Raw genomic sequence first — 17,786 nt, 5'->3', positions numbered from 1 at the left:
AGAGACTAGATCGCTTCGCTTCTAGAGGCTATAAAGGTATAAGTATTGTGCCTCTATAGCTAAAACAGTACGAGAAATTATAGTTAAAAAATATCGTCATTCCTGCGCAGGCAGGAATCTAATAAGTCAGCTGATATCTGTTTAGTAGATCCCTGCCTGCGCAGGGATGACGGTTGTCTTTCTGTATTCTCAAAGCGAAGCGCTCTGTATTCTTTCTAGTCTCTAGTCTCTAGTCTCTCCCCCCAAGAGGTCCACGTGCTCTATCCCCATTTCTCCTCTATTCTCAAACGGTACCATTCATCAGGTTGTAAAATTGTACTGGCCCTCAGTGGCGGAGTGGATTCTCGGGTGCTTCTGCACCTTCTCTCGCTGTTTAAGCAGGATAACCCACAGACAGAATGTCTGGCCGTTCATGTTCATCATGGACTGAGTTCTAATGCTGACTTCTGGGCGGAGCAGTGTCATCAATGGTGCTCTGATTCTGGACTTTCCTCGGTGGTTGAAAGAGTATGTCTGAATCTCGGCAGCCGTATCAGTATTGAGCAGGAAGCAAGGCAGCAGCGTTATCTGGCACTGAAAAAGCACATTCAGGAAGGGGACTTGTTATTGACGGGTCAGCACTTAAGTGATCAGACAGAAACCTTTCTTCTGGCTTTAAAGCGGGGAAGTGGCCCCAAAGGGCTTTCCTCTATGCCAGAGGCTGCTTCTTTTGGTAAAGGCATGCTATTACGGCCCCTGCTTTCAGTGAGCCGAGAGAAGGTTGTCGATTACGCAGAGCAGCATTCTTTGAGCTGGGTGGAGGACGAAAGCAATACGGATACCCGTTATGACCGTAACTTTTTGCGTCAGTATATCGTCCCCCAACTGACTGAACGCTGGCCGGATATCGAACGTTCGGTGTCCCGTAGTGCTCAGTTATGTGCCGACCAGGAAGCTCTGCTGAATGAGTTACTTGCGGAGCGACTGGCAAAGATGATTGGTGCCGATGGTGGTATTAGTGTGGTGTCTTTGCATTCTGAGTCGGCATTGGCACGTAACCAGCTGATCCGGATGTGGCTGGACACATATTCTGTTCTTATGCCTGGCCGTAAACAGCTCTCCCTGATCTGGAATGAAGTGGTTTGTGCCCAGCCAGATGCGAATCCTCGACTGACGTTGTCTCAGGGTGAAATACGCCGCTATCAGAATCGGCTATATTGGGTGGATAAACAGCAGGATATTACAGACTGGCGTACTGAGTTCACATTAAATACCCCAGTCGATTTACCTGATCGGCTTGGTTCTATTATGCTCACTGATAGAGTCAGTGAAAACGGTTTTAAGCTTAGGGCGGCCAGACCGGAAGAAAGGGTATGGGTAAGCTTTAACCCGGAAGGGATAGTGGCGCACCCGGAAGAAAGAGCCCATAGCCGCAAGCTGAAAAAGTTATTTCAGGAATATGGTGTTCCGCCTTGGTTACGTCGCCGCTTACCATTAATTATGTATAACGACTGTCTTGCTGGTGTTGCGGGGCTTTTCGTAGACCGGGATTTTTCCGGTAATGCTGTTGAAGTGGTATGGGACAGGCAAACGCAGGGGTAGGAAATGCTGAAAAAGATAAGTGGTGTGATTCTGGGTGTTCTGTGTCTGACCAGTACTGTGGTGGCCGGAGATATGGAAAAAGGTCGGGAGGCCGCAAAGCGCTGTATTATGTGCCACGGTGTGAACGGTGAATCCAGGATCCGCACTTATCCCAGTTTAAAAGGGATGGATGAGCAAAAATTTATTGCAGCCATTTATGCCTACAGAAACGGGGAAAAGGAGGGTAACCTTGCCGGGATGATGCGTTCACAGGCGTTGGGATTATCCGAGGAAGAGATTAAGAATATGGCAGCATATTTTTCGTCGCTGAAGTAAAAATTAAGTTACGTAGATTGCTATTTGAATGATATCGGTAATAATAGCCAGACAATAGAAATAGGTAGTTAAGGGATTACAATGAAAAAAATTGAAGCCATTATTAAACCATTTAAGTTAGATGATGTTCGTGAAGCGCTGGCAGAAGTAGGTATTACCGGTATGACAGTTTCTGAAGTAAAAGGCTTCGGACGTCAGAAAGGGCATACAGAGTTGTACCGTGGTGCAGAATACATGGTAGATTTTCTGCCAAAAGTGAAGCTTGAAATTGTCGTGAATGCTGATGTTGTCGAGCAGTGCCTGGATACCATTATTGAAACCGCTCAGACCGGTAAGATTGGTGATGGTAAGATCTTTGTCTGCGATGTTGAGCGTGTGGTTCGAATCCGTACCGGCGAAGAAGACGAAGACGCGATTTAACAAAGAGGCAAGGTCGCTACGCTTCAAAGGGAAAGGGTTAAGTCGTTTATCGAAGAATTAACCACTTAACACCTTCTCCCTTATTCCTTCATCCTTGGTGTTCTGTATTCTATAAGCGAAGCGCTCTGTATTCTTTCTAGTCTCTAGTCTCTAGTCTCTAGTCTCTGGTTTTTCTAACCTAAACCTTTCCCCTTCCGGATACCTCTATGAAAAAGCTCATCGTCGCTTTTCTGTTTTTACTTTCCGGTTCGTACATTGCCTTTCAGGTGGTTTTTGATGTGCCTGAATCACCATTACTTATGATCCGCCAACCGCATGGTGTCTGGCAGAAAACCGGACAGTGCTACCAGTCTTCGCCAGTAAAGGGTATTGATAATCAAGGTACTCTGCAGGCTCTGGTCTGGAATATCTACAAGGAAAACCGCCCCGGATGGCAACAGGAACTCAACCACTTGAGTGACAGTGCCAGTCTGGTGCTGCTTCAGGAAAGCAGCCTTAAAGATGAATTTACTGGGTGGCTGGATAAGAAAAATTGGGTAAGTACTCATGTGAGTGCGTTTGATGCTCTTAATGTGAGTGCCGGGGTGATCAATCTGTCCCGCACTTTACCGCAGGCGGTGTGTGCTTATACGCAGATGGAGCCATGGCTTCGCTTGCCTAAATCAGCGCTGTTCAGCCTGTACCCTTTATCTGATGGACGGTCTCTGGCTGTTATCAATGTGCATGCGGTAAACTTTACCCTTGGTATCGATGAGTATAGTGAGCAGCTACAGACATTAAGAGAGCTGGCACTAGAACATACGGGACCCGTACTGGTGGCAGGTGACTTTAACTCATGGAGCAGTAGCCGCACGGAGCAGTTAAGGGAAGATATGGGCCGTCTGGGGCTTAAAGAAGTGCACTTTGAGCCAGATCACCGTACTGAAGTGCTAACCGGCTATAAGCTGGATCATCTGTTCTTTCGTGGTATGGAGCTGATAAAAGCAGAAGCGCCCATGACGAGCGCTTCTGATCATAATCCTCTTGTGGTCAGTTTCCGTCTCGCAGAACCGTTACCTTAAACACTCACTTTGGTCACATCAACATACAGTTTCAGTTGCTGGCCTGGTTGAATGTATTTCTGATTATTCAGATTATTCCATTTGATGATATCTGAGCTTTTAACCTTAAAGCGGCTGGCTATTGCACTGATGGTATCACCATGACGAACCTGGTAGTGAACGGTACGGATGATGGAGCCTTTACTCCCTTTCTTCCAGATAACCAACTTTTGCCCTATGCGCAGGGTATCCCGTGGGCCCATGCCATTCCACTTAGCCAGAGAAAGGTGTGAAACTTTATGTTTACTCGCGATAGTCCATAAGCTGTCGCCACTGGAAACGGTATAAGTCAGCTTGTATTGCCCGCGGCTGATGGCCTGAGTCTTCGCCAGACGATTTTTTGCACTTAAAGCGTAGATGCTGCCGTCTTTGGTTGATGTTGGGATCATCAGGTATTGCCCGGCCCGGATGCTATTATTAGGTAAGCCATTTGCTTCCCGAATAATTGCGCTGGTGGTTTTGTATTTCTTCGCCAGAAGGCTGATAGCGTCTCCGGATTTGACCTGATAACGGATCAGTTTTAATCCTTTACCTTTATTCTTCGAAGCCGCTAATTCAAACTGAGCGGCTTTTTCTACCGGTAGCAGTAGGCTATGAGGGCCTTCAGGGGCTGTGGACCAGCGGTTAAAGGCCGGGTTGTAGCTTTGTAGCTCTTTCACTGTCATGCCAGCATATTTCGCTGCGATAGCCAGATCCAGCTGTTCACCCGGGTCAACCTGCAGCAGAACCGGATGGTTGGGGATAGGGGGAATCGCTATCCCGTATGTGTCCTGGTGAGCCACAATATCGGCCAGTGCCAGTAATTTGGGTACATAGCCACTGGTCTCTTTGGGTAAATCCAGAGAAAAGAAATCCGTCGGTTTATGCAGTCGGGTATTTTTGGTTATCGCCCGGGATACTCTGCCGCCGCCACTGTTATAAGCGGCGATGGCATGGTTCCAGTTACCATCAAAGCGATTACTCAGATAGGTAAGGTAGTCCAGAGCAGCATCGGTCGCGGCTGACACATCCCGTCGCCCGTCGTACCAGAAGTTTTGTTTCAGACCGTACATTTTCCCTGTGCCCGGGACAAACTGCCATAGACCGGCTGCACTGCCATGCGAATAAGCAAAAGGGTCAAACGAACTCTCAACGATAGGCAGTAAAGCCAGCTCCAGAGGCAGATCCCTTTCTTCGATTTTTTTCACAATCAGGTACAGGAAGGGGGTGGCTCGCTTAGAGACACTTTCCAGATGGTGAGGGTGCTTCAGGTACCAGTTACGGTAGTAATCAATTTTTTTATGTTCAGGAACGGGAATACTCAGTTGCATTCCGATTCTTTTCCAGACATCTTCCTGTTCGGCCGGGCCGATGACAACGTCAGGTTCGTCTTCAGGTTCAGCCTGAATAAGTATGACCTGAGCATCCTTCTCTGCGGACTCTGTTTCGGGAAGAACGCCTGAAGAGAGGGGAGTCATTGCCTGTTCAGGGGCAGGATTGGTTTCTGCCTCCTGTTTCGTCGGTTTTTCTTGTTGGGTCATCTGGCATCCTGCCAGTAACAGAACAACTGCCCAACCGAATAGTTTTTTCATTAATACAGCCTTTTCAAAAAAACGGCTGCTGATCATACTTGTCATACTATATAGGTGACAAGTCAGAAGCCGTTAAAAGTCGTCTTTCCAACGGCGTAATGCTGTGAAGATCTCAATTGACGAGGTGTCGGTAGTCCGGTTTGCAACGGATCGGGCAATACTTGGCTCATGGGTTCTGAGAAAAGGGTTCACTTCTTTTTCCTGTTTTAGTGTCGTAGGCAATGTTGGTTTATCCTCTGTTCTCAGACGGTTCACCTTGTCCCGGTAGATAAGGAGCGCTTCGTTGTCAGGCTCTGCTGCCAGTGCAAAGGTAATGTTACTGCTGGTGTATTCATGGGCAGGGTAAATCTCTGTCTCATCCGGCAGTGCAGCAATTTTCTGTATTGATTCATACATCTGTTCTGGTGACCCCTCGAAAATTCGGCCACAGCCGGCAGAAAACAGAACATCACCACAAAACAGTTTGCCACCACCAACATAGCCCACATGGCCGAGCGTATGACCGGGAAGATCAATGACATGAAATGTTTCACTGAATAGCTCAAACTGCTTCCCTTCAGACACTGAGTGCGTCAGAGCCGCGACCGGGTCGTTTTCTGGTCCTACAATATTCAGTTTTGGATAGTGGCGCTGTAACTCGGTAACACCGCCGGTATGATCGGTGTGATGATGAGTGATTAAAATGGTTTCAAGCTGTAGCCCGTGTTGCTGGATATAGTCCAGTACTGGTTTGGCTTCGCCCGGATCGACAACAGCACAACGATTGTCATTATTTTGAATCAGCCAGATGTAATTATCTCTGAATGCAGGTATGCTTTTGATGACTAACATATTTCGTTCCTTAATTATTATGAGCGAGGTGGCAATTGAAACCCGCACGTACATCACGAAGGCTTGAGAAGCCTCATTCCTGGCATCAGTTACAGAAAGGCCAGTGGGTTGCTCAGTCGATCCAGGCCCGCCTTGATGAATGGTGCCCTAGGTTATTCGGCTACCATATGCTAAAACTGGGGGGCTTGAGTTGTGAGCTTGCCAGTTGTATGTGCAATATTCAACATCAGGTTCATCTGGACACAGAAAATGTATTGCGTACCGTAACCGCCGATCCTTATGAGTTGCCTTTTCTGGAAAAAAGCTTTGATGTTGTCCTGATGACACACCTGCTTGATTACTGTAATGATCCTCACCGCTTATTGCGTGAAGTTGACCGGGTGATGATTGATGATGGCTATCTGATTGTGACCGGGTACAACCCGATCAGCTTAACCGGGGTATCGAGCCTGCTGCCATGGAATAAGCACCATCTGCCATGGAGTGGCAGAATGTTTACGCCAAACCGTATTAGAGACTGGTTGGGGCTACTGAATTATCAGGTGATACATACCGATTGTTATGCCGTTTTCCCGCACAGGATACCTTTATTAGGAACCTGGCTGGAAAACAGTATCGGTGAGCGGTTACAGTTGTTTGGCAGCCTGTATTTTATCGTGGCCAGAAAACGCACGTATCCGCTCAAACCGATCAAGCCTCACTGGCACCTGAAACGGCGATTTTATCCGTTGGGGGTCAATTATAAGGTGTATGGAGAAGACTCCTGACCAGTCAGGATGCCTGATACCCCGTGTCTTCTTCCGTCGGTGATTCGGCGGCGGCACGGGCGATTTCATCGCAGATTTCGTTTTCTCTGTGGCCTGCATGACCTTTCACCCAGTGCCAGTCTACCTGATGGCGGGCGGTTTCCTGATCCAGAGCCTGCCAGAGGTCTGCATTTTTAACCGGCTTTTTGTCTGCCGTTTTCCAGCCCCGCTTTTTCCAGTTATGAATCCACTGGGTGATTCCCTGGCGGACATACTGGCTGTCGGTCGTCAGAATAACGTGGCAGGGCTCTTTTAGTGTCCGCAGAGCGACAACGGCAGCCATCATTTCCATCCGGTTGTTGGTCGTGAGCTTGTATCCCTTCGCCAGTTGCTTCTCTGTCTGTTTATAACGCAGGACGATACCGTAGCCACCGGGGCCGGGATTACCTAAACAGGAACCGTCAGTGAAAATCTCAACTTGTTTTGTCATGTCTGATATTATTACCTGAAAATCGCAGAATCGACATAGTCTGACACAGATATCATTATGAATACCAGTAACAATTCAAGCCGCGTAAATAGTTCGGCCCAGCACCGTATCGTGGTACTTGATACCGAAACCACAGGTATGAACCGCGAAGGCGGACCTCATTACATGGGGCACCGTATTATCGAAATCGGTGCCGTTGAGATCATTGACCGGAAACTGACCGGGCGACACTTTCACGTTTATATCAAGCCGGATCGGGAGATTCAGCCGGACGCAATTGAAGTTCATGGTATCACCGATGAATTTCTGGTCGATAAACCAGAGTATCGGGAAGTTCATAAAGAGTTTCTGGAATTTATCGATGGGGCTGAGCTGGTGGCTCACAACGCACCCTTCGATACCGGCTTTATGGATTACGAATTTGAAAAGCTGGACCCGGCTATTGGTAAAACTGAGCAGTATTGTAAGGTTACCGATACCCTGGCGATGGCGAAGAAGATTTTTCCGGGAAAGAGAAACAACCTGGATATCTTATGTGAACGTTATGGTATAGATAACTCTCACCGGACGCTCCACGGGGCATTGCTCGATGCCGAGATTCTGGCTGACGTTTATCTTCTGATGACCGGCGGTCAGACATCACTGCAGTTTAATGCCGGGTCTCAGGAAGGAGACGATACCGGTGGCGAAGCGATAAAACGTGTGGCTGGTGGGCGAAAAGCACTAAAGGTTTTGCATGCTTCTGCCGATGAATTAGATGCACATCAGTCTCGTCTGGATATTGTTGAGAAAGGTGGTAGTTGCCTTTGGCGTCAATAGCGGTACTGACGTCAGTCTGCCTTTGACATCAATGTGGTGTGTACTAAAACCCAACCAACCTGATTGAGGGAACTATGCTAAGGATTCTGTTATTACTCTTATGTATGCTGGTCAGCCCGTTGAGCCGGTCTGAAACAGAATCATCCGTTTCCTTGCTGGATAATCGCTTTCGGGTGGATCCGACGATTGAGCAGATTTCATTTGTTATTTACCGGAAAAAACCGTCAAAAGCCGTCGTACTGGTTCGTCCGGACGGCAAAAAGTACTATGCCTGGGATTATCCGGATAATGTTTCCTGGTACGAGGAAAATGGCCTGGATATTATTTCAATCGATAAGCCTATGCCTGGTCCGTGGCAGGCTATTGGTAAGATCACACCGAAAAATAATATTATTCTGCTCTCTAACCTGGAGTTAAGAGTGGACGAATTTCCTTCCCGTTTGTTTGAGGGGGAAAGACTTAAGTTTACCGCAAGGCTGCTTCAGGATGGTAAGCCTCTCGTTTTACAGGATTTTCTTGAGCGGGTTCGATTACAGGTCGCCTTTTTGCCCTATGTCGAAAATGAGGAAGTGCTGGCCGAGGCGTTGCAGCCAGAGCCTATTATGCTTGGATCGTTTATGGATGATGGGGAAGGGCTGGATGAATACCCGGGGGACGGTATTTTCACTGCTGAAGTCCCAGTTGACGTTGACCCCGGGAAGTACAGAACTCGCATTGTCTCGGGAAATGGCGTGTTTTTACGTGCGGTAGAGCAGACTTCGTTGGTCTACCCGTCTCCAATGACCGTTACTTTTGTCCGGGCCCGGGATGAAGAAAAACAGCATAGACTGATGGTCACCGGGGAGCAGGGAATGCTTATGCCGGGGAGTATTGCGGTCACAGTCACGCAGACTAATCCACAAGAAGAGCAGAGAGTGACTCAGTCCTCCTCGGATAAAGATTCATTGACGGCTGACTTTATGTTGCCGGCGGACGAGGCTCCGGGTAAGCATACGTGGAAAGGTACGGTTTTTGCGACTGAAGCCGGTACCAAACGTCCTCTGATACTGACTATTCCGGAGAGCAGCTTTAGTGTTATGCGAAAACTGGATGTCGAAAAATCAACAGCCGAGTACCACCGTATTCAGGAAGAGCAGAAACGGGCTCTTGAGCTGGCCAGAATCAAGAGAGAAAGAGATGAGGCTATTCAGTCGGGCATGCTGACCATTATTATTGGTAATGTGGTTGTTATTTTGCTGGGGCTGGTGATCTGGTTCGTTATTTCCAAGCTACGGATACGTAAAGTCGAAAAACCGGAAATGCAGCTTGATGCACCGCCGAAAAACTAATGTAAAAATCGACAGAAAAATGAATTTCTGAGTAAACTCAAGTATAAATATGATCTTATTTAAATCAGCCTCAAATATAAGAGAGACGAGTATGTACCAAGATTTGATCCGTTCAGAACTGAATGAAGCCGCTGAAGTACTGAATAAATTTCTCAATGACGATGACAATATCCGTAAGATTGAAGCAGCAGCTCAAATGATTGCAGACTCTTTTAAGCAGGGAGGGAAAGTGCTGTCTTGTGGTAATGGGGGGTCTCATTGCGATGCGATGCATTTTGCCGAAGAACTGACAGGACGTTATCGCGATGAACGTCCGGGATACCCTGGTATTGCGATTTCGGATCCCAGCCATCTGTCCTGCGTCAGTAACGATTATGGCTATGAGTATGTGTTTTCCCGTTATGTCGAAGCGGTCGGTAACACAGGGGATGTGCTGTGGGGGCTATCTACATCCGGTAATTCCGGTAATATCCTGAAAGCCATCGACGCGGCGAAAGCGAAAGGCATGAAAACGATCGCTCTGACCGGAAAAGACGGTGGTAAAATGGCCGGTATTGCGGACATTGAAATTCGCGTTCCGCATTTTGGTTATGCAGACCGTATTCAGGAAATCCATATTAAGATCATTCATATCGTGATTCAGTTAATTGAAAAAGAAATGGCTAAGTCGGCATAAGAACCGTTAGCAGAAAAATAAAGGAAATAATGCATGTGTGAACTGCTTGGTATGAGTGCCAATGTACCAACGGATATCTGTTTCAGTTTTTCCGGGCTAATGCAGCGGGGAGGCCGGACAGGGCCACACCGGGACGGGTGGGGAATTACGTTTTACGAAGGGAAAGGCTTTCGTACTTTTAAGGATCCTAACCCCAGCTATAACTCTAAAATCGCGGAGCTGGTGCAGAAGTACCCGATTAAAAGCTGTTCGGTGATAAGCCATATTCGTCAGGCTAACCGGGGCGGCGTAAAACTGGAAAATACCCATCCGTTTACCAGAGAATTATGGGGCCGGTTCTGGACCTTTGCCCATAATGGCCAACTGACTGATTATCAGAAGCTGGATACCGGACGTTTTCGGCCGGTAGGGGAGACAGACAGTGAGCTCGCTTTTTGCTGGCTGTTGAAACAGATGGGGCAGCGTTTTCCTGAACCACCAACGGATATGGCAGCCCTGTTTAGGTTTATTGCTGAATGCTGTGAAACCCTGAAAGGGCTTGGGGTTTACAATATGCTGCTTAGCGATAGTGAATACCTGATGACGTTTTGTACGAATAACCTGCACTGGATCACTCGCCGGGCACCGTTCGGGCAGGCATCGCTGATCGATGAAGATGTGACGGTAAACTTTCAGGAAGAGACGACACCTAATGATGTGGTGACGGTCATTGCCACTCAGCCGCTGACAGATAATGAACAGTGGCAGAAGATGCAGCCGGGGGAGAGTGTGCTGTTTTATCTCGGAGAAAAAGTGGATTTGTAATAAAAAAGGCCTTCAAATTGAAGGCCTTTTTCTCGTTCTCATGTTTCGCATCTCTCGTTCCAACGCTCCTGAGTGGGAATGCATACCTAGCTTAAAGCTGGTATACATGCATTGTCATCCAGATGCTATTACTCGTCGGCATAACCGTGCGAGCCCAGAACCTTCCCGTCCAGAACGGCACTGCCGTCAGCCATCTTAAGGCGATCTTGCAGGAACCATTGAATCGTCAGCGGATAAATCTTATGCTCCTGAGTCTGCACTCTTTCCTGAAGCTGCTCTGGCGTATCATCAGTGAATACCGGCACTTTAGCCTGCAGAATAACCGGGCCACCGTCTAACTCTTCAGTGACAAAATGCACACTGGTACCGTGCTCTTCATCTCCGGCCTCAATGGCCTTATGGTGAGTATGCAGGCCAGGGTATTTAGGTAGCAGAGAAGGGTGGATATTGATCATTTTGCCCAGATAGTGACGGACAAATTCATCACTCAGAATACGCATATACCCCGCCAGCACCAGAAGATCTGGCTGGTAGCTGTCAATTTTTTCCATCAGAGCAGCATCGAAATCAGCTCTGGAGGCAAATTCACCGGGATCAACAAAAATGGCGGGTATATCAGAACTACGGGCTCTTTCCAGCCCGTAAGCAGCAGCTTTATCAGAAAAGACCGCAGTCACTGCTCCAGAAATACCCTCTGTACCGGAAACACTGCCAGATTCACAGGCATCCAGAATAGCTTGCAGATTACTGCCATTGCCAGAGATCAGTACTACGATCTTCTTCATGTGACGGACTACCTTAGTTGATTTCTACCTGCTCTTCACCAGCCAGAGCTTCAGCAACAGCACCGATAACCCATGCCGTTTCACCTTCTGCTTTCAGCAGTTCAACCGCTGCTTCAGCTTGTGCTTGCGGTAGCGCAACGATCAGGCCAACACCACAGTTAAAGGTACGGTACATTTCAAATGTTTCAACATTCCCTTTTTCCTGCAGCCAGGAGAAAATAGCCGGCCATTCCCAGCTGTTGCCATCAATAACCGCTTTTGTGCCTTCAGGCAGAACGCGTGGAATGTTTTCCCAGAAGCCACCACCAGTGATGTGCGAAATCGCATGGATATCATGCTCAGCAATCATCTTAAGAGCGGATTTGATGTAGATTTTAGTGGGTTCAAGTAGCTGTTCACCCACAGTGCGCTCGCCAAGAACTTCGTTCAGATCGGCATTGGATACTTCCAGAATCTTACGGATCAGAGAGTAACCGTTAGAGTGAGGACCGCTGGAACCTACCGCGATTAGTGCATCACCCGCTGCGACTTTAGAGCCGTCAATCACTTCTGATTTCTCAACCACACCCACACAGAAACCGGCAACATCGTAATCTTCGCCTTCGTACATGCCTGGCATTTCGGCAGTTTCACCGCCAATCAGAGCACATCCTGCCTGGATACAACCTTCACCGATACCTGAAACGACATCAGCCGCAGTGTCTACGTCCAGCTTACCTGTCGCGTAGTAGTCCAGGAAGAACAGAGGTTCGGCACCCTGAACAATCAGGTCGTTAACACACATCGCGACCAGGTCGATACCAATGGTGTCATGTTTTTTCATATCCAAAGCCAGGCGAAGTTTAGTACCTACGCCATCAGTGCCTGAAACCAGCAGAGGTTCCTTGTAGTTAGTCGGCAATTCGCAAAGTGCACCAAAACCACCGATACCGCCCATTACTTCAGGGCGGCGAGTGCGTTTCACTACACCTTTGATTCTGTCTACCAGAGCATTACCTGCATCAATATCTACACCAGCGTCTTTATAGCTAAGAGAAGAGTTGTTACCGCTCACGGGGATGTCCTCGTTTTAGTTTGGATGTGAAAAATCGGCGCTATTCTATCAGGCGTGAAGACAAAAAGGAAAACGTTTGCGCAGAAAATTTATCTCTGCTTTTTTGTCAAAAAAAGTACAAAGTTCATGTATAATTGCAAGGTTTTATATTTTATAAAAAGCCGGAGAAAAAGATGAAAGTTGTTGAAGTGAAGCATCCGTTAGTTAAACATAAAATAGGTTTAATGCGAGAAGGTGACATCAGCACAAAACGTTTTCGTGAATTAGCTACAGAGGTAGGTAGCCTGCTAACGTACGAAGCCACGTCTGACTTTGAAACAGAAACGGTAACCATTGAAGGCTGGAATGGTCCGGTAGAAGTAGAACAGATCAAAGGGAAAAAGGTAACTGTTGTTCCTATTCTGCGTGCTGGTCTGGGTATGATGGATGGTGTTCTGGAACATATCCCGAGTGCACGTATCAGTGTTGTCGGTATTTATCGGGATGAAGAGACTTTAGAACCGGTTCCGTATTTCAATAAACTGGCTTCTGCGATTGATGAGCGTATGGCGCTGGTTGTCGATCCGATGCTGGCGACCGGTGGTTCGATGATTGCGACTATTGACCTGCTAAAAGAAAAAGGCTGTAAAGCGATTAAGGTTCTGGTTCTGGTTGCGGCTCCTGAAGGTCTGGAAGCTCTGGAAAAAGCACATCCGGATGTTGAGCTTTATACCGCAGCGATTGATGAAAAACTGAATGACAGAGGTTATATCGTCCCTGGTCTGGGCGATGCAGGTGACAAGATCTTCGGTACTAAATAATTGGTCTTGTAGACCTATCTACCTATTTTATACAGATGCATAAAGCTTTATAAAGAGACATAAAGCACAAAGGGCTGGTTGCATACCAGCCCTTTTTCTATTTGGAATTGATATCAGGGAAGCCGTTTACGCTTCTTCTTCTATTTGAGCGTTATCGACAACGTGGGATTCACCCAGCTCATCAGGAAGAATCAGGTTAAGGACAATTGCCACGATACCGCATAGGCTGATCCCTTGCAGACTGAACCCACCAATACCGAAAGCCATACCGCCGATACCAAAGACCAGTGTGACTGCAACAATAGCCAGATTGCGGGATTTATGCAGGTCAACGTGGTTCTTGATCAGGGTATTCAGGCCAACAGTTGCAATGGAACCAAACAGCAGGATCATAATACCCCCCATAACAGGAACCGGAATGGTTTGCAGTATTGCACCCAGTTTACCAACCAGTGCCAGGATAATCGCAGTAACCGCAGCCCAGGTCATGATGGCCGGGTTAAAAGCGCGGGTCAGGACAACGGCACCGGTAACCTCACTATAGGTTGTATTTGGTGGCGCGCCCAGCATAGCGGCTGCCATCGTCGCGACCCCGTCACCGGTAATCGTGCGGTGCAGGCCTGGCTTTTTCAGATAATCTTTACCGGTTACCTGAGAGATAGCAATCATATCGCCAACGTGTTCAACGGCCGGAGCTATAGCCACCGGGATCATAAACAGAATGGCGTTCAGGTTAAACTCAGGGAAAGTGAAGTTTGGCAGAGCAAGCCATGCCGCCTGAGCAACAGGGGTAAAGTCAACAATGCCGAATATCAGGCTTAGTACGTAGCCAACCACAATACCGCCAAAGATAGGCAGAAGCTTCAGCATGCCTTTAGCAAAAACACTGATGGTAATGGTGGTGATAAGAGAGGCACATGACACCCACAGAGCAATATCGCCATTCACTAATTGGGCGCTGCCATCACCGGTTTTACCCAGAGCCATATTGACAGCGGTCGGAGCAAGTCCAAGACCGATAACCATAATCACCGGGCCGACAACGACCGGAGGAAGCAGTTTGTGAATAACCGCAACGCCTTTCGCTTTGATTAACGCACCCATAAAGACATAGACAAGTCCGGCTGCAATCAGGCCACCCATGGTTCCGGCAATACCCCAGGTTTGGGTGCCGTACATAATAGGAGCGATAAAAGCAAAGGAAGAAGCAAGAAAAACAGGAACAGAACGACGGGTGATAATTTGGAATAAAAGGGTCCCGAAACCGGCTCCGAAGAGCGCGACATTCGGGTCAAGTCCGGTCAGTAAGGGGACCAGGACAAGAGCACCGAATGCGACGAACAGCATCTGGGCACCTTGGATAATGGTAGTCATAAGTAGTAATCCATCTGGCTAATAAAAATAAAATTCGCGGGATTTTATCATTTCGCAATCGGTTGCTTCAGGCATAAGATCAAAAAAAACTGTGATGAAGTTAAAATTTTTAAGGGTTTAATGGGGGCTGAGTAACTGAGTGAGCAGAGAGAACAATGATAACATAGGTGATATGGCGGCAGCGAAAGACGTATTGTCTTGCTCCCTTGCCCGGAGTTGCTTATCATCGTTGCTTCATTTGTGGTCTGTTGGGAGCAGTATGCGTTATATAGCTTTTCTTTTACTGGGATTATTGGCTTCACCCTCTTACGCATTAACAAACGTGGATGTTTATAGTGCTGAAGTGCTGCTCGACGGAGCCGCGTCCGATGCTGAAAATACGGCCCGGCGGCAGGGGATGGCGCAGGTCATTGTCCGGGCCACTGGCGATAAGCAGGCGGCTGATAACCCTGTTGTTATCAAAGCATTACGTAATAGCGGAGAATACCTTTCTCAAATTGGCTATGGGACCTTGTCTGAACAGCAGACGTTACGAATGGTATTTAATGCCCCTCAGATCCGTTCGTTACTGACTCAGGCTCAGTTGCCATTCTGGTCTGAAGAGCGGGCCAGTGTGTTGGTCTGGCTGGTGGAAGAAACGAGATATGGCCGTGATATTGTCTGGGAGCAGTCAGAAGACGACGCCGTGTCGACGCTGAAATATTATGCCGGGCTGAGAGGTTTACCAGTGACTGTTCCTGTCGGGGATATCGAAGATGTGACCGGAATCAGTCCACCAGAACTGTGGGGTGGTTTTGTTCAGTCCATCGGTAAGGCCAGTGAACGTTATCCGGCTGACGCTGTTCTTGTTTTGCGTATTTCCGGTGATGCTGATAATAGTCAGATACGTTATACCCTCTATGACGATAAGCCGGCGTTGCTGGCCTCTTCCAGTGAAACGCCTGTTTCCGGACAGAGTCGTGGTTCATTCAGTTCAGCCCTGGAACAGGCTGTGGATCAGGTAAGTGATTATTTTTCAGCAAAAAATTCAGTCCAGTACAGCGGAGAAGCATCGGGAGCGGTGACCGCTCAGTTTATCGAGATCAATTCTTCGGATGACTTTTTTGCTCTGGAAAAACAGATTAAAGCGCTTAACTCGGTTGCGGGTGTGGATCTGATGAACATCTCCGGGAACGAAGTCACACTGCGGATACACCTGTTAACATCGGAAGAGAATTTCGAAGGCGAACTAACCGGTTCCCTGCATATCCGAAAATTCGATATTGAGCCGTTCGGGGAGCAGCTGTCAGAGTCAGTGCCAGAGTTTCAGATGCAAAGCCCGTTATCAGATGATCCAACGGTGGCGGTAGAGAGTACTGGTGAGGTGGTACCTGTTTCCGTAGGGGAAAGTACAGTAGTACCAGAAACGCAGGAAGATGAGCCGTCTTTCGTGTTTGAGTGGGTTCGTTAGCGCGTGAATAAGTTGAACTGATAAGGCCCGGATATCCGGGCCTTATTGTTATGCGAAGGAGGAAGGTGTCTACTGAAGTGACTGGAATTTGTCCCGAAGGACTAACAGTTCATCGATTCTGGCATCATACCTTGCCTGCTTCAGGCTTCCCAGCTCGACCAACTGGCTTGCCTTAGTGTAATACTGAATGGCTTTGCCCCAGTTGGCCTGCAGAGCAAACAGTTCTCCTCTGGCGGCCAGTTCCTGATCGCTGATGCCTTGTTCGGCGCTTGCTTTTGCTAGTAATTGCCAGCCGTTCATATCGTCCGGGTAGTCGTGGGTGTAGTGCTGAAGCAGAGGAATCGCTTCCTCATATTGGCGGTTTTCGATTAATGCATTCGCATAATTGACTGTGAGTACCGGGTTATCCGGTTTCTTACCCAGCGCTTTTTCCAACATCTGAATAGCTTTCTTTGGTTTCTGCTGAGCCAGAAACAGGTCCGATAACGCATCCAGATAGAAGTTATTGTTTGCATCCTGTTTAAGCAGCTTCAGAAGAATGGGTTCCGCCTTATCCAGTTGATTGGTATCCAGGTAAACCAAAGCTTGTCCGTATTCCAGAGTTGAAACAAGTACCTCCGGCGCTTTTTTCAGTTTTCGGGCATACCAGTCAAGCGCTGCCTCAGAATCGATACCGGCATAGCGGGCGACAATTCGGGCTTTCGCCAGATGGTATTCAATTGAAAGGCCCGGTTTTACCGGAGAGTAATGCTGTGCCCGCAATCGTGAGTCAGTGATCCTCGCCTCCGGCAGGGGGTGTGTTAATAGCATGGCTGGTGGTGTACTGGCATAACGGTATTGTTCTGCCAGCCGGGAAAAGAAGCGGGGCATAGCCTGAACCTCAAAGCCAGCTTTCGCGAGGGTGGCCATACCAAACCGATCGGCTTCTTCTTCATTGCTGCGGGTGTAATTTATGCTACTTTGCATCGCTCCTGCTGTTGTGGCCGTCATCGCCGCTACTCCAGCCTGAGGAGCCGCAATGGCTAACAAAAGTGACCCGGCAAGGGCGGCAATCGTCGCCGGTGAGCGACGGGCTTCATCTTCCATACTGCGAGCCAGATGCCTCTGGGTTACGTGGGCAATTTCGTGCGCGATAACCGAAGCCAGCTCGCTTTCGCTGTTGGCGTGCAGAAAGAGTCCGGAATGCAGAGCAACATGACCGCCAAAGAATGCAAAGGCGTTAATATCCCTGTCCCGGATCATAAAGAAGCTGAAAGGCGTTTTTACATCATTGGCATTGGCCACCAGTTTGTGTCCGAGGCTCTGAATATATTCATTCAGTACCGGATCGTTAATGATAGGTTTGCTTGCCCTCAGCATACGCATATAGGCATCCCCGTAGTTCAGTTCCTGATCAATCGTCAGGGTGCCTGCAGCTGCAGTACCGATATCCGGCAGATCCATCTCCGGGGTGTTCGCAGAAGATGCAGGAGAAAGAGTGATGGCAACAGCAATACAGAGTGACATAAAGGATCGGCGGCACTTTAACATGACGGACAACGGCTCCGGAATTTTTATAACTTACTTTGAATGTATGACCACCAAGTTTACACTTTGTTTCGGGGATCGGAAAATACTCCCTATAACTATTAGAGTAAAACCT

The 17,786-nt window shown here is 48.1% G+C and carries 17 protein-coding genes and 1 pseudogene; 11 read left to right on the top strand and 7 right to left on the bottom strand.

Annotated features, from left to right (window positions below; all coding sequences use genetic code 11):
- Positions 1 to 255 precede the first annotated feature (255 nt).
- From tilS to DI392_RS04905, 4 genes are all read left to right on the top strand, one after another.
- Positions 256 to 1,581: a tRNA lysidine(34) synthetase TilS gene (gene tilS / locus DI392_RS04920; RefSeq protein WP_109318793.1), complete on the top strand. Its 1,326-nt coding sequence runs from the start codon at positions 256 to 258 to the stop codon at positions 1,579 to 1,581.
- Positions 1,582 to 1,584: 3 nt separating this feature from the next.
- Positions 1,585 to 1,896 (top strand): c-type cytochrome, encoded by a 312-nt coding sequence (locus DI392_RS04915; RefSeq protein WP_109318792.1) that lies wholly within the window; start codon positions 1,585 to 1,587, stop codon positions 1,894 to 1,896.
- Positions 1,897 to 1,977: 81 nt separating this feature from the next.
- Positions 1,978 to 2,316, top strand: a complete 339-nt coding sequence (gene glnB, locus DI392_RS04910; protein WP_109318791.1) for a nitrogen regulatory protein P-II — start codon at positions 1,978 to 1,980, stop codon at positions 2,314 to 2,316.
- 206 nt (positions 2,317 to 2,522) lie between these two features.
- The gene (locus DI392_RS04905) at positions 2,523 to 3,377 is read left to right on the top strand and encodes an endonuclease/exonuclease/phosphatase family protein (protein WP_109318790.1); all 855 of its coding nucleotides are present in this window, start codon (positions 2,523 to 2,525) and stop codon (positions 3,375 to 3,377) included.
- Here the strand turns inward: DI392_RS04905 and DI392_RS04900 are convergent.
- Both DI392_RS04900 and gloB read right to left on the bottom strand, forming a co-directional pair.
- A complete protein-coding gene (locus DI392_RS04900) occupies positions 3,374 to 4,987 on the bottom strand; it encodes a lytic transglycosylase (protein WP_109319026.1) in 1,614 nt (537 codons plus the stop codon). The genes DI392_RS04905 and DI392_RS04900 overlap by 4 nt on opposite strands.
- 72 nt (positions 4,988 to 5,059) lie before the next feature.
- On the bottom strand, positions 5,060 to 5,818 hold the full coding sequence (gene gloB / locus DI392_RS04895; RefSeq protein ID WP_109318789.1) for a hydroxyacylglutathione hydrolase: 759 nt from the start codon (positions 5,816 to 5,818) through the stop codon (positions 5,060 to 5,062).
- 35 nt (positions 5,819 to 5,853) lie between these two features.
- On the opposite strand from gloB, the gene DI392_RS04890 reads away from it, so the two are divergent.
- Positions 5,854 to 6,585, top strand: coding sequence for a class I SAM-dependent methyltransferase (locus DI392_RS04890; protein ID WP_109318788.1), 732 nt, complete (start codon positions 5,854 to 5,856; stop codon positions 6,583 to 6,585).
- Between the two features lie 4 nt (positions 6,586 to 6,589).
- On the opposite strand, the gene rnhA is transcribed toward DI392_RS04890, so the two are convergent.
- On the bottom strand, positions 6,590 to 7,054 hold the full coding sequence (gene rnhA / locus DI392_RS04885; protein WP_109318787.1) for a ribonuclease HI: 465 nt from the start codon (positions 7,052 to 7,054) through the stop codon (positions 6,590 to 6,592).
- A gap of 57 nt (positions 7,055 to 7,111) precedes the next feature.
- On the opposite strand from rnhA, the gene dnaQ reads away from it, so the two are divergent.
- The 4 genes and pseudogenes from dnaQ to DI392_RS04865 form a co-directional block, all read left to right on the top strand.
- The gene (gene dnaQ, locus DI392_RS04880) at positions 7,112 to 7,873 is read left to right on the top strand and encodes a DNA polymerase III subunit epsilon (RefSeq protein WP_109318786.1); all 762 of its coding nucleotides are present in this window, start codon (positions 7,112 to 7,114) and stop codon (positions 7,871 to 7,873) included.
- A gap of 74 nt (positions 7,874 to 7,947) precedes the next feature.
- On the top strand, positions 7,948 to 9,201 hold the full coding sequence (locus tag DI392_RS04875) for a TIGR03503 family protein (protein WP_109318785.1): 1,254 nt from the start codon (positions 7,948 to 7,950) through the stop codon (positions 9,199 to 9,201).
- Positions 9,202 to 9,292: 91 nt separating this feature from the next.
- Positions 9,293 to 9,877, top strand: coding sequence for a D-sedoheptulose 7-phosphate isomerase (lpcA, locus tag DI392_RS04870; protein WP_109318784.1), 585 nt, complete (start codon positions 9,293 to 9,295; stop codon positions 9,875 to 9,877).
- A gap of 33 nt (positions 9,878 to 9,910) precedes the next feature.
- Positions 9,911 to 10,675 (top strand): annotated as a pseudogene (locus DI392_RS04865) (class II glutamine amidotransferase); the annotation flags it as partial.
- A gap of 134 nt (positions 10,676 to 10,809) precedes the next feature.
- Here DI392_RS04865 and purN read toward each other — a convergent pair.
- Positions 10,810 to 11,466 carry a phosphoribosylglycinamide formyltransferase gene (gene purN / locus DI392_RS04860; protein ID WP_109318782.1) on the bottom strand — a complete coding sequence of 219 codons (657 nt, stop codon included), beginning with the start codon at positions 11,464 to 11,466 and terminating at the stop codon, positions 10,810 to 10,812.
- A 13-nt stretch (positions 11,467 to 11,479) separates the two neighbouring features.
- The gene (gene purM / locus DI392_RS04855) at positions 11,480 to 12,520 is read right to left on the bottom strand and encodes a phosphoribosylformylglycinamidine cyclo-ligase (protein ID WP_109318781.1); all 1,041 of its coding nucleotides are present in this window, start codon (positions 12,518 to 12,520) and stop codon (positions 11,480 to 11,482) included.
- Positions 12,521 to 12,693: 173 nt separating this feature from the next.
- Here purM and upp point away from each other — a divergent pair, with 173 nt between their 5' ends.
- On the top strand, positions 12,694 to 13,320 hold the full coding sequence (gene upp, locus DI392_RS04850; protein WP_109318780.1) for a uracil phosphoribosyltransferase: 627 nt from the start codon (positions 12,694 to 12,696) through the stop codon (positions 13,318 to 13,320).
- Positions 13,321 to 13,446: 126 nt separating this feature from the next.
- Here the strand turns inward: upp and DI392_RS04845 are convergent, their stop codons facing one another.
- On the bottom strand, positions 13,447 to 14,694 hold the full coding sequence (locus tag DI392_RS04845; protein WP_109318779.1) for a uracil-xanthine permease family protein: 1,248 nt from the start codon (positions 14,692 to 14,694) through the stop codon (positions 13,447 to 13,449).
- Positions 14,695 to 14,953: 259 nt separating this feature from the next.
- On the opposite strand from DI392_RS04845, the gene DI392_RS04840 reads away from it, so the two are divergent.
- Positions 14,954 to 16,144 carry a DUF2066 domain-containing protein gene (locus DI392_RS04840; RefSeq protein ID WP_181388361.1) on the top strand — a complete coding sequence of 397 codons (1,191 nt, stop codon included), beginning with the start codon at positions 14,954 to 14,956 and terminating at the stop codon, positions 16,142 to 16,144.
- Between the two features lie 69 nt (positions 16,145 to 16,213).
- Here the strand turns inward: DI392_RS04840 and bepA are convergent, their stop codons facing one another.
- Complete coding sequence (gene bepA / locus DI392_RS04835) at positions 16,214 to 17,674, bottom strand: beta-barrel assembly-enhancing protease (protein WP_109318777.1); 1,461 nt, start codon at positions 17,672 to 17,674, stop codon at positions 16,214 to 16,216.
- Between the last annotated feature and the right edge of the window lie 112 nt (positions 17,675 to 17,786).

This window comes from Vibrio albus (assembly GCF_003144035.1).
Lineage (GTDB): Bacteria > Pseudomonadota > Gammaproteobacteria > Enterobacterales > Vibrionaceae > Vibrio > Vibrio albus.
Note: the sequence above shows the minus strand (reverse complement) of the source record. Positions and strands in the feature narration are given on the sequence as shown.

Coding starts and splice junctions, on each gene's coding strand:
- DI392_RS04905 (WP_109318790.1), top strand. CDS start 2,523: ATGAAAAAGCTCATCGTCGCTTTTCTGTTTTTACTTTCCGGTTCGTAC.
- upp (WP_109318780.1), top strand. CDS start 12,694: ATGAAAGTTGTTGAAGTGAAGCATCCGTTAGTTAAACATAAAATAGGT.
- DI392_RS04900 (WP_109319026.1), bottom strand. CDS start 4,987: ATGAAAAAACTATTCGGTTGGGCAGTTGTTCTGTTACTGGCAGGATGC.
- rnhA (WP_109318787.1), bottom strand. CDS start 7,054: ATGACAAAACAAGTTGAGATTTTCACTGACGGTTCCTGTTTAGGTAAT.
- bepA (WP_109318777.1), bottom strand. CDS start 17,674: ATGTTAAAGTGCCGCCGATCCTTTATGTCACTCTGTATTGCTGTTGCC.
- lpcA (WP_109318784.1), top strand. CDS start 9,293: ATGTACCAAGATTTGATCCGTTCAGAACTGAATGAAGCCGCTGAAGTA.
- dnaQ (WP_109318786.1), top strand. CDS start 7,112: ATGAATACCAGTAACAATTCAAGCCGCGTAAATAGTTCGGCCCAGCAC.
- gloB (WP_109318789.1), bottom strand. CDS start 5,818: ATGTTAGTCATCAAAAGCATACCTGCATTCAGAGATAATTACATCTGG.
- glnB (WP_109318791.1), top strand. CDS start 1,978: ATGAAAAAAATTGAAGCCATTATTAAACCATTTAAGTTAGATGATGTT.
- DI392_RS04840 (WP_181388361.1), top strand. CDS start 14,954: ATGCGTTATATAGCTTTTCTTTTACTGGGATTATTGGCTTCACCCTCT.
- DI392_RS04845 (WP_109318779.1), bottom strand. CDS start 14,694: ATGACTACCATTATCCAAGGTGCCCAGATGCTGTTCGTCGCATTCGGT.
- DI392_RS04915 (WP_109318792.1), top strand. CDS start 1,585: ATGCTGAAAAAGATAAGTGGTGTGATTCTGGGTGTTCTGTGTCTGACC.
- purN (WP_109318782.1), bottom strand. CDS start 11,466: ATGAAGAAGATCGTAGTACTGATCTCTGGCAATGGCAGTAATCTGCAA.
- DI392_RS04875 (WP_109318785.1), top strand. CDS start 7,948: ATGCTAAGGATTCTGTTATTACTCTTATGTATGCTGGTCAGCCCGTTG.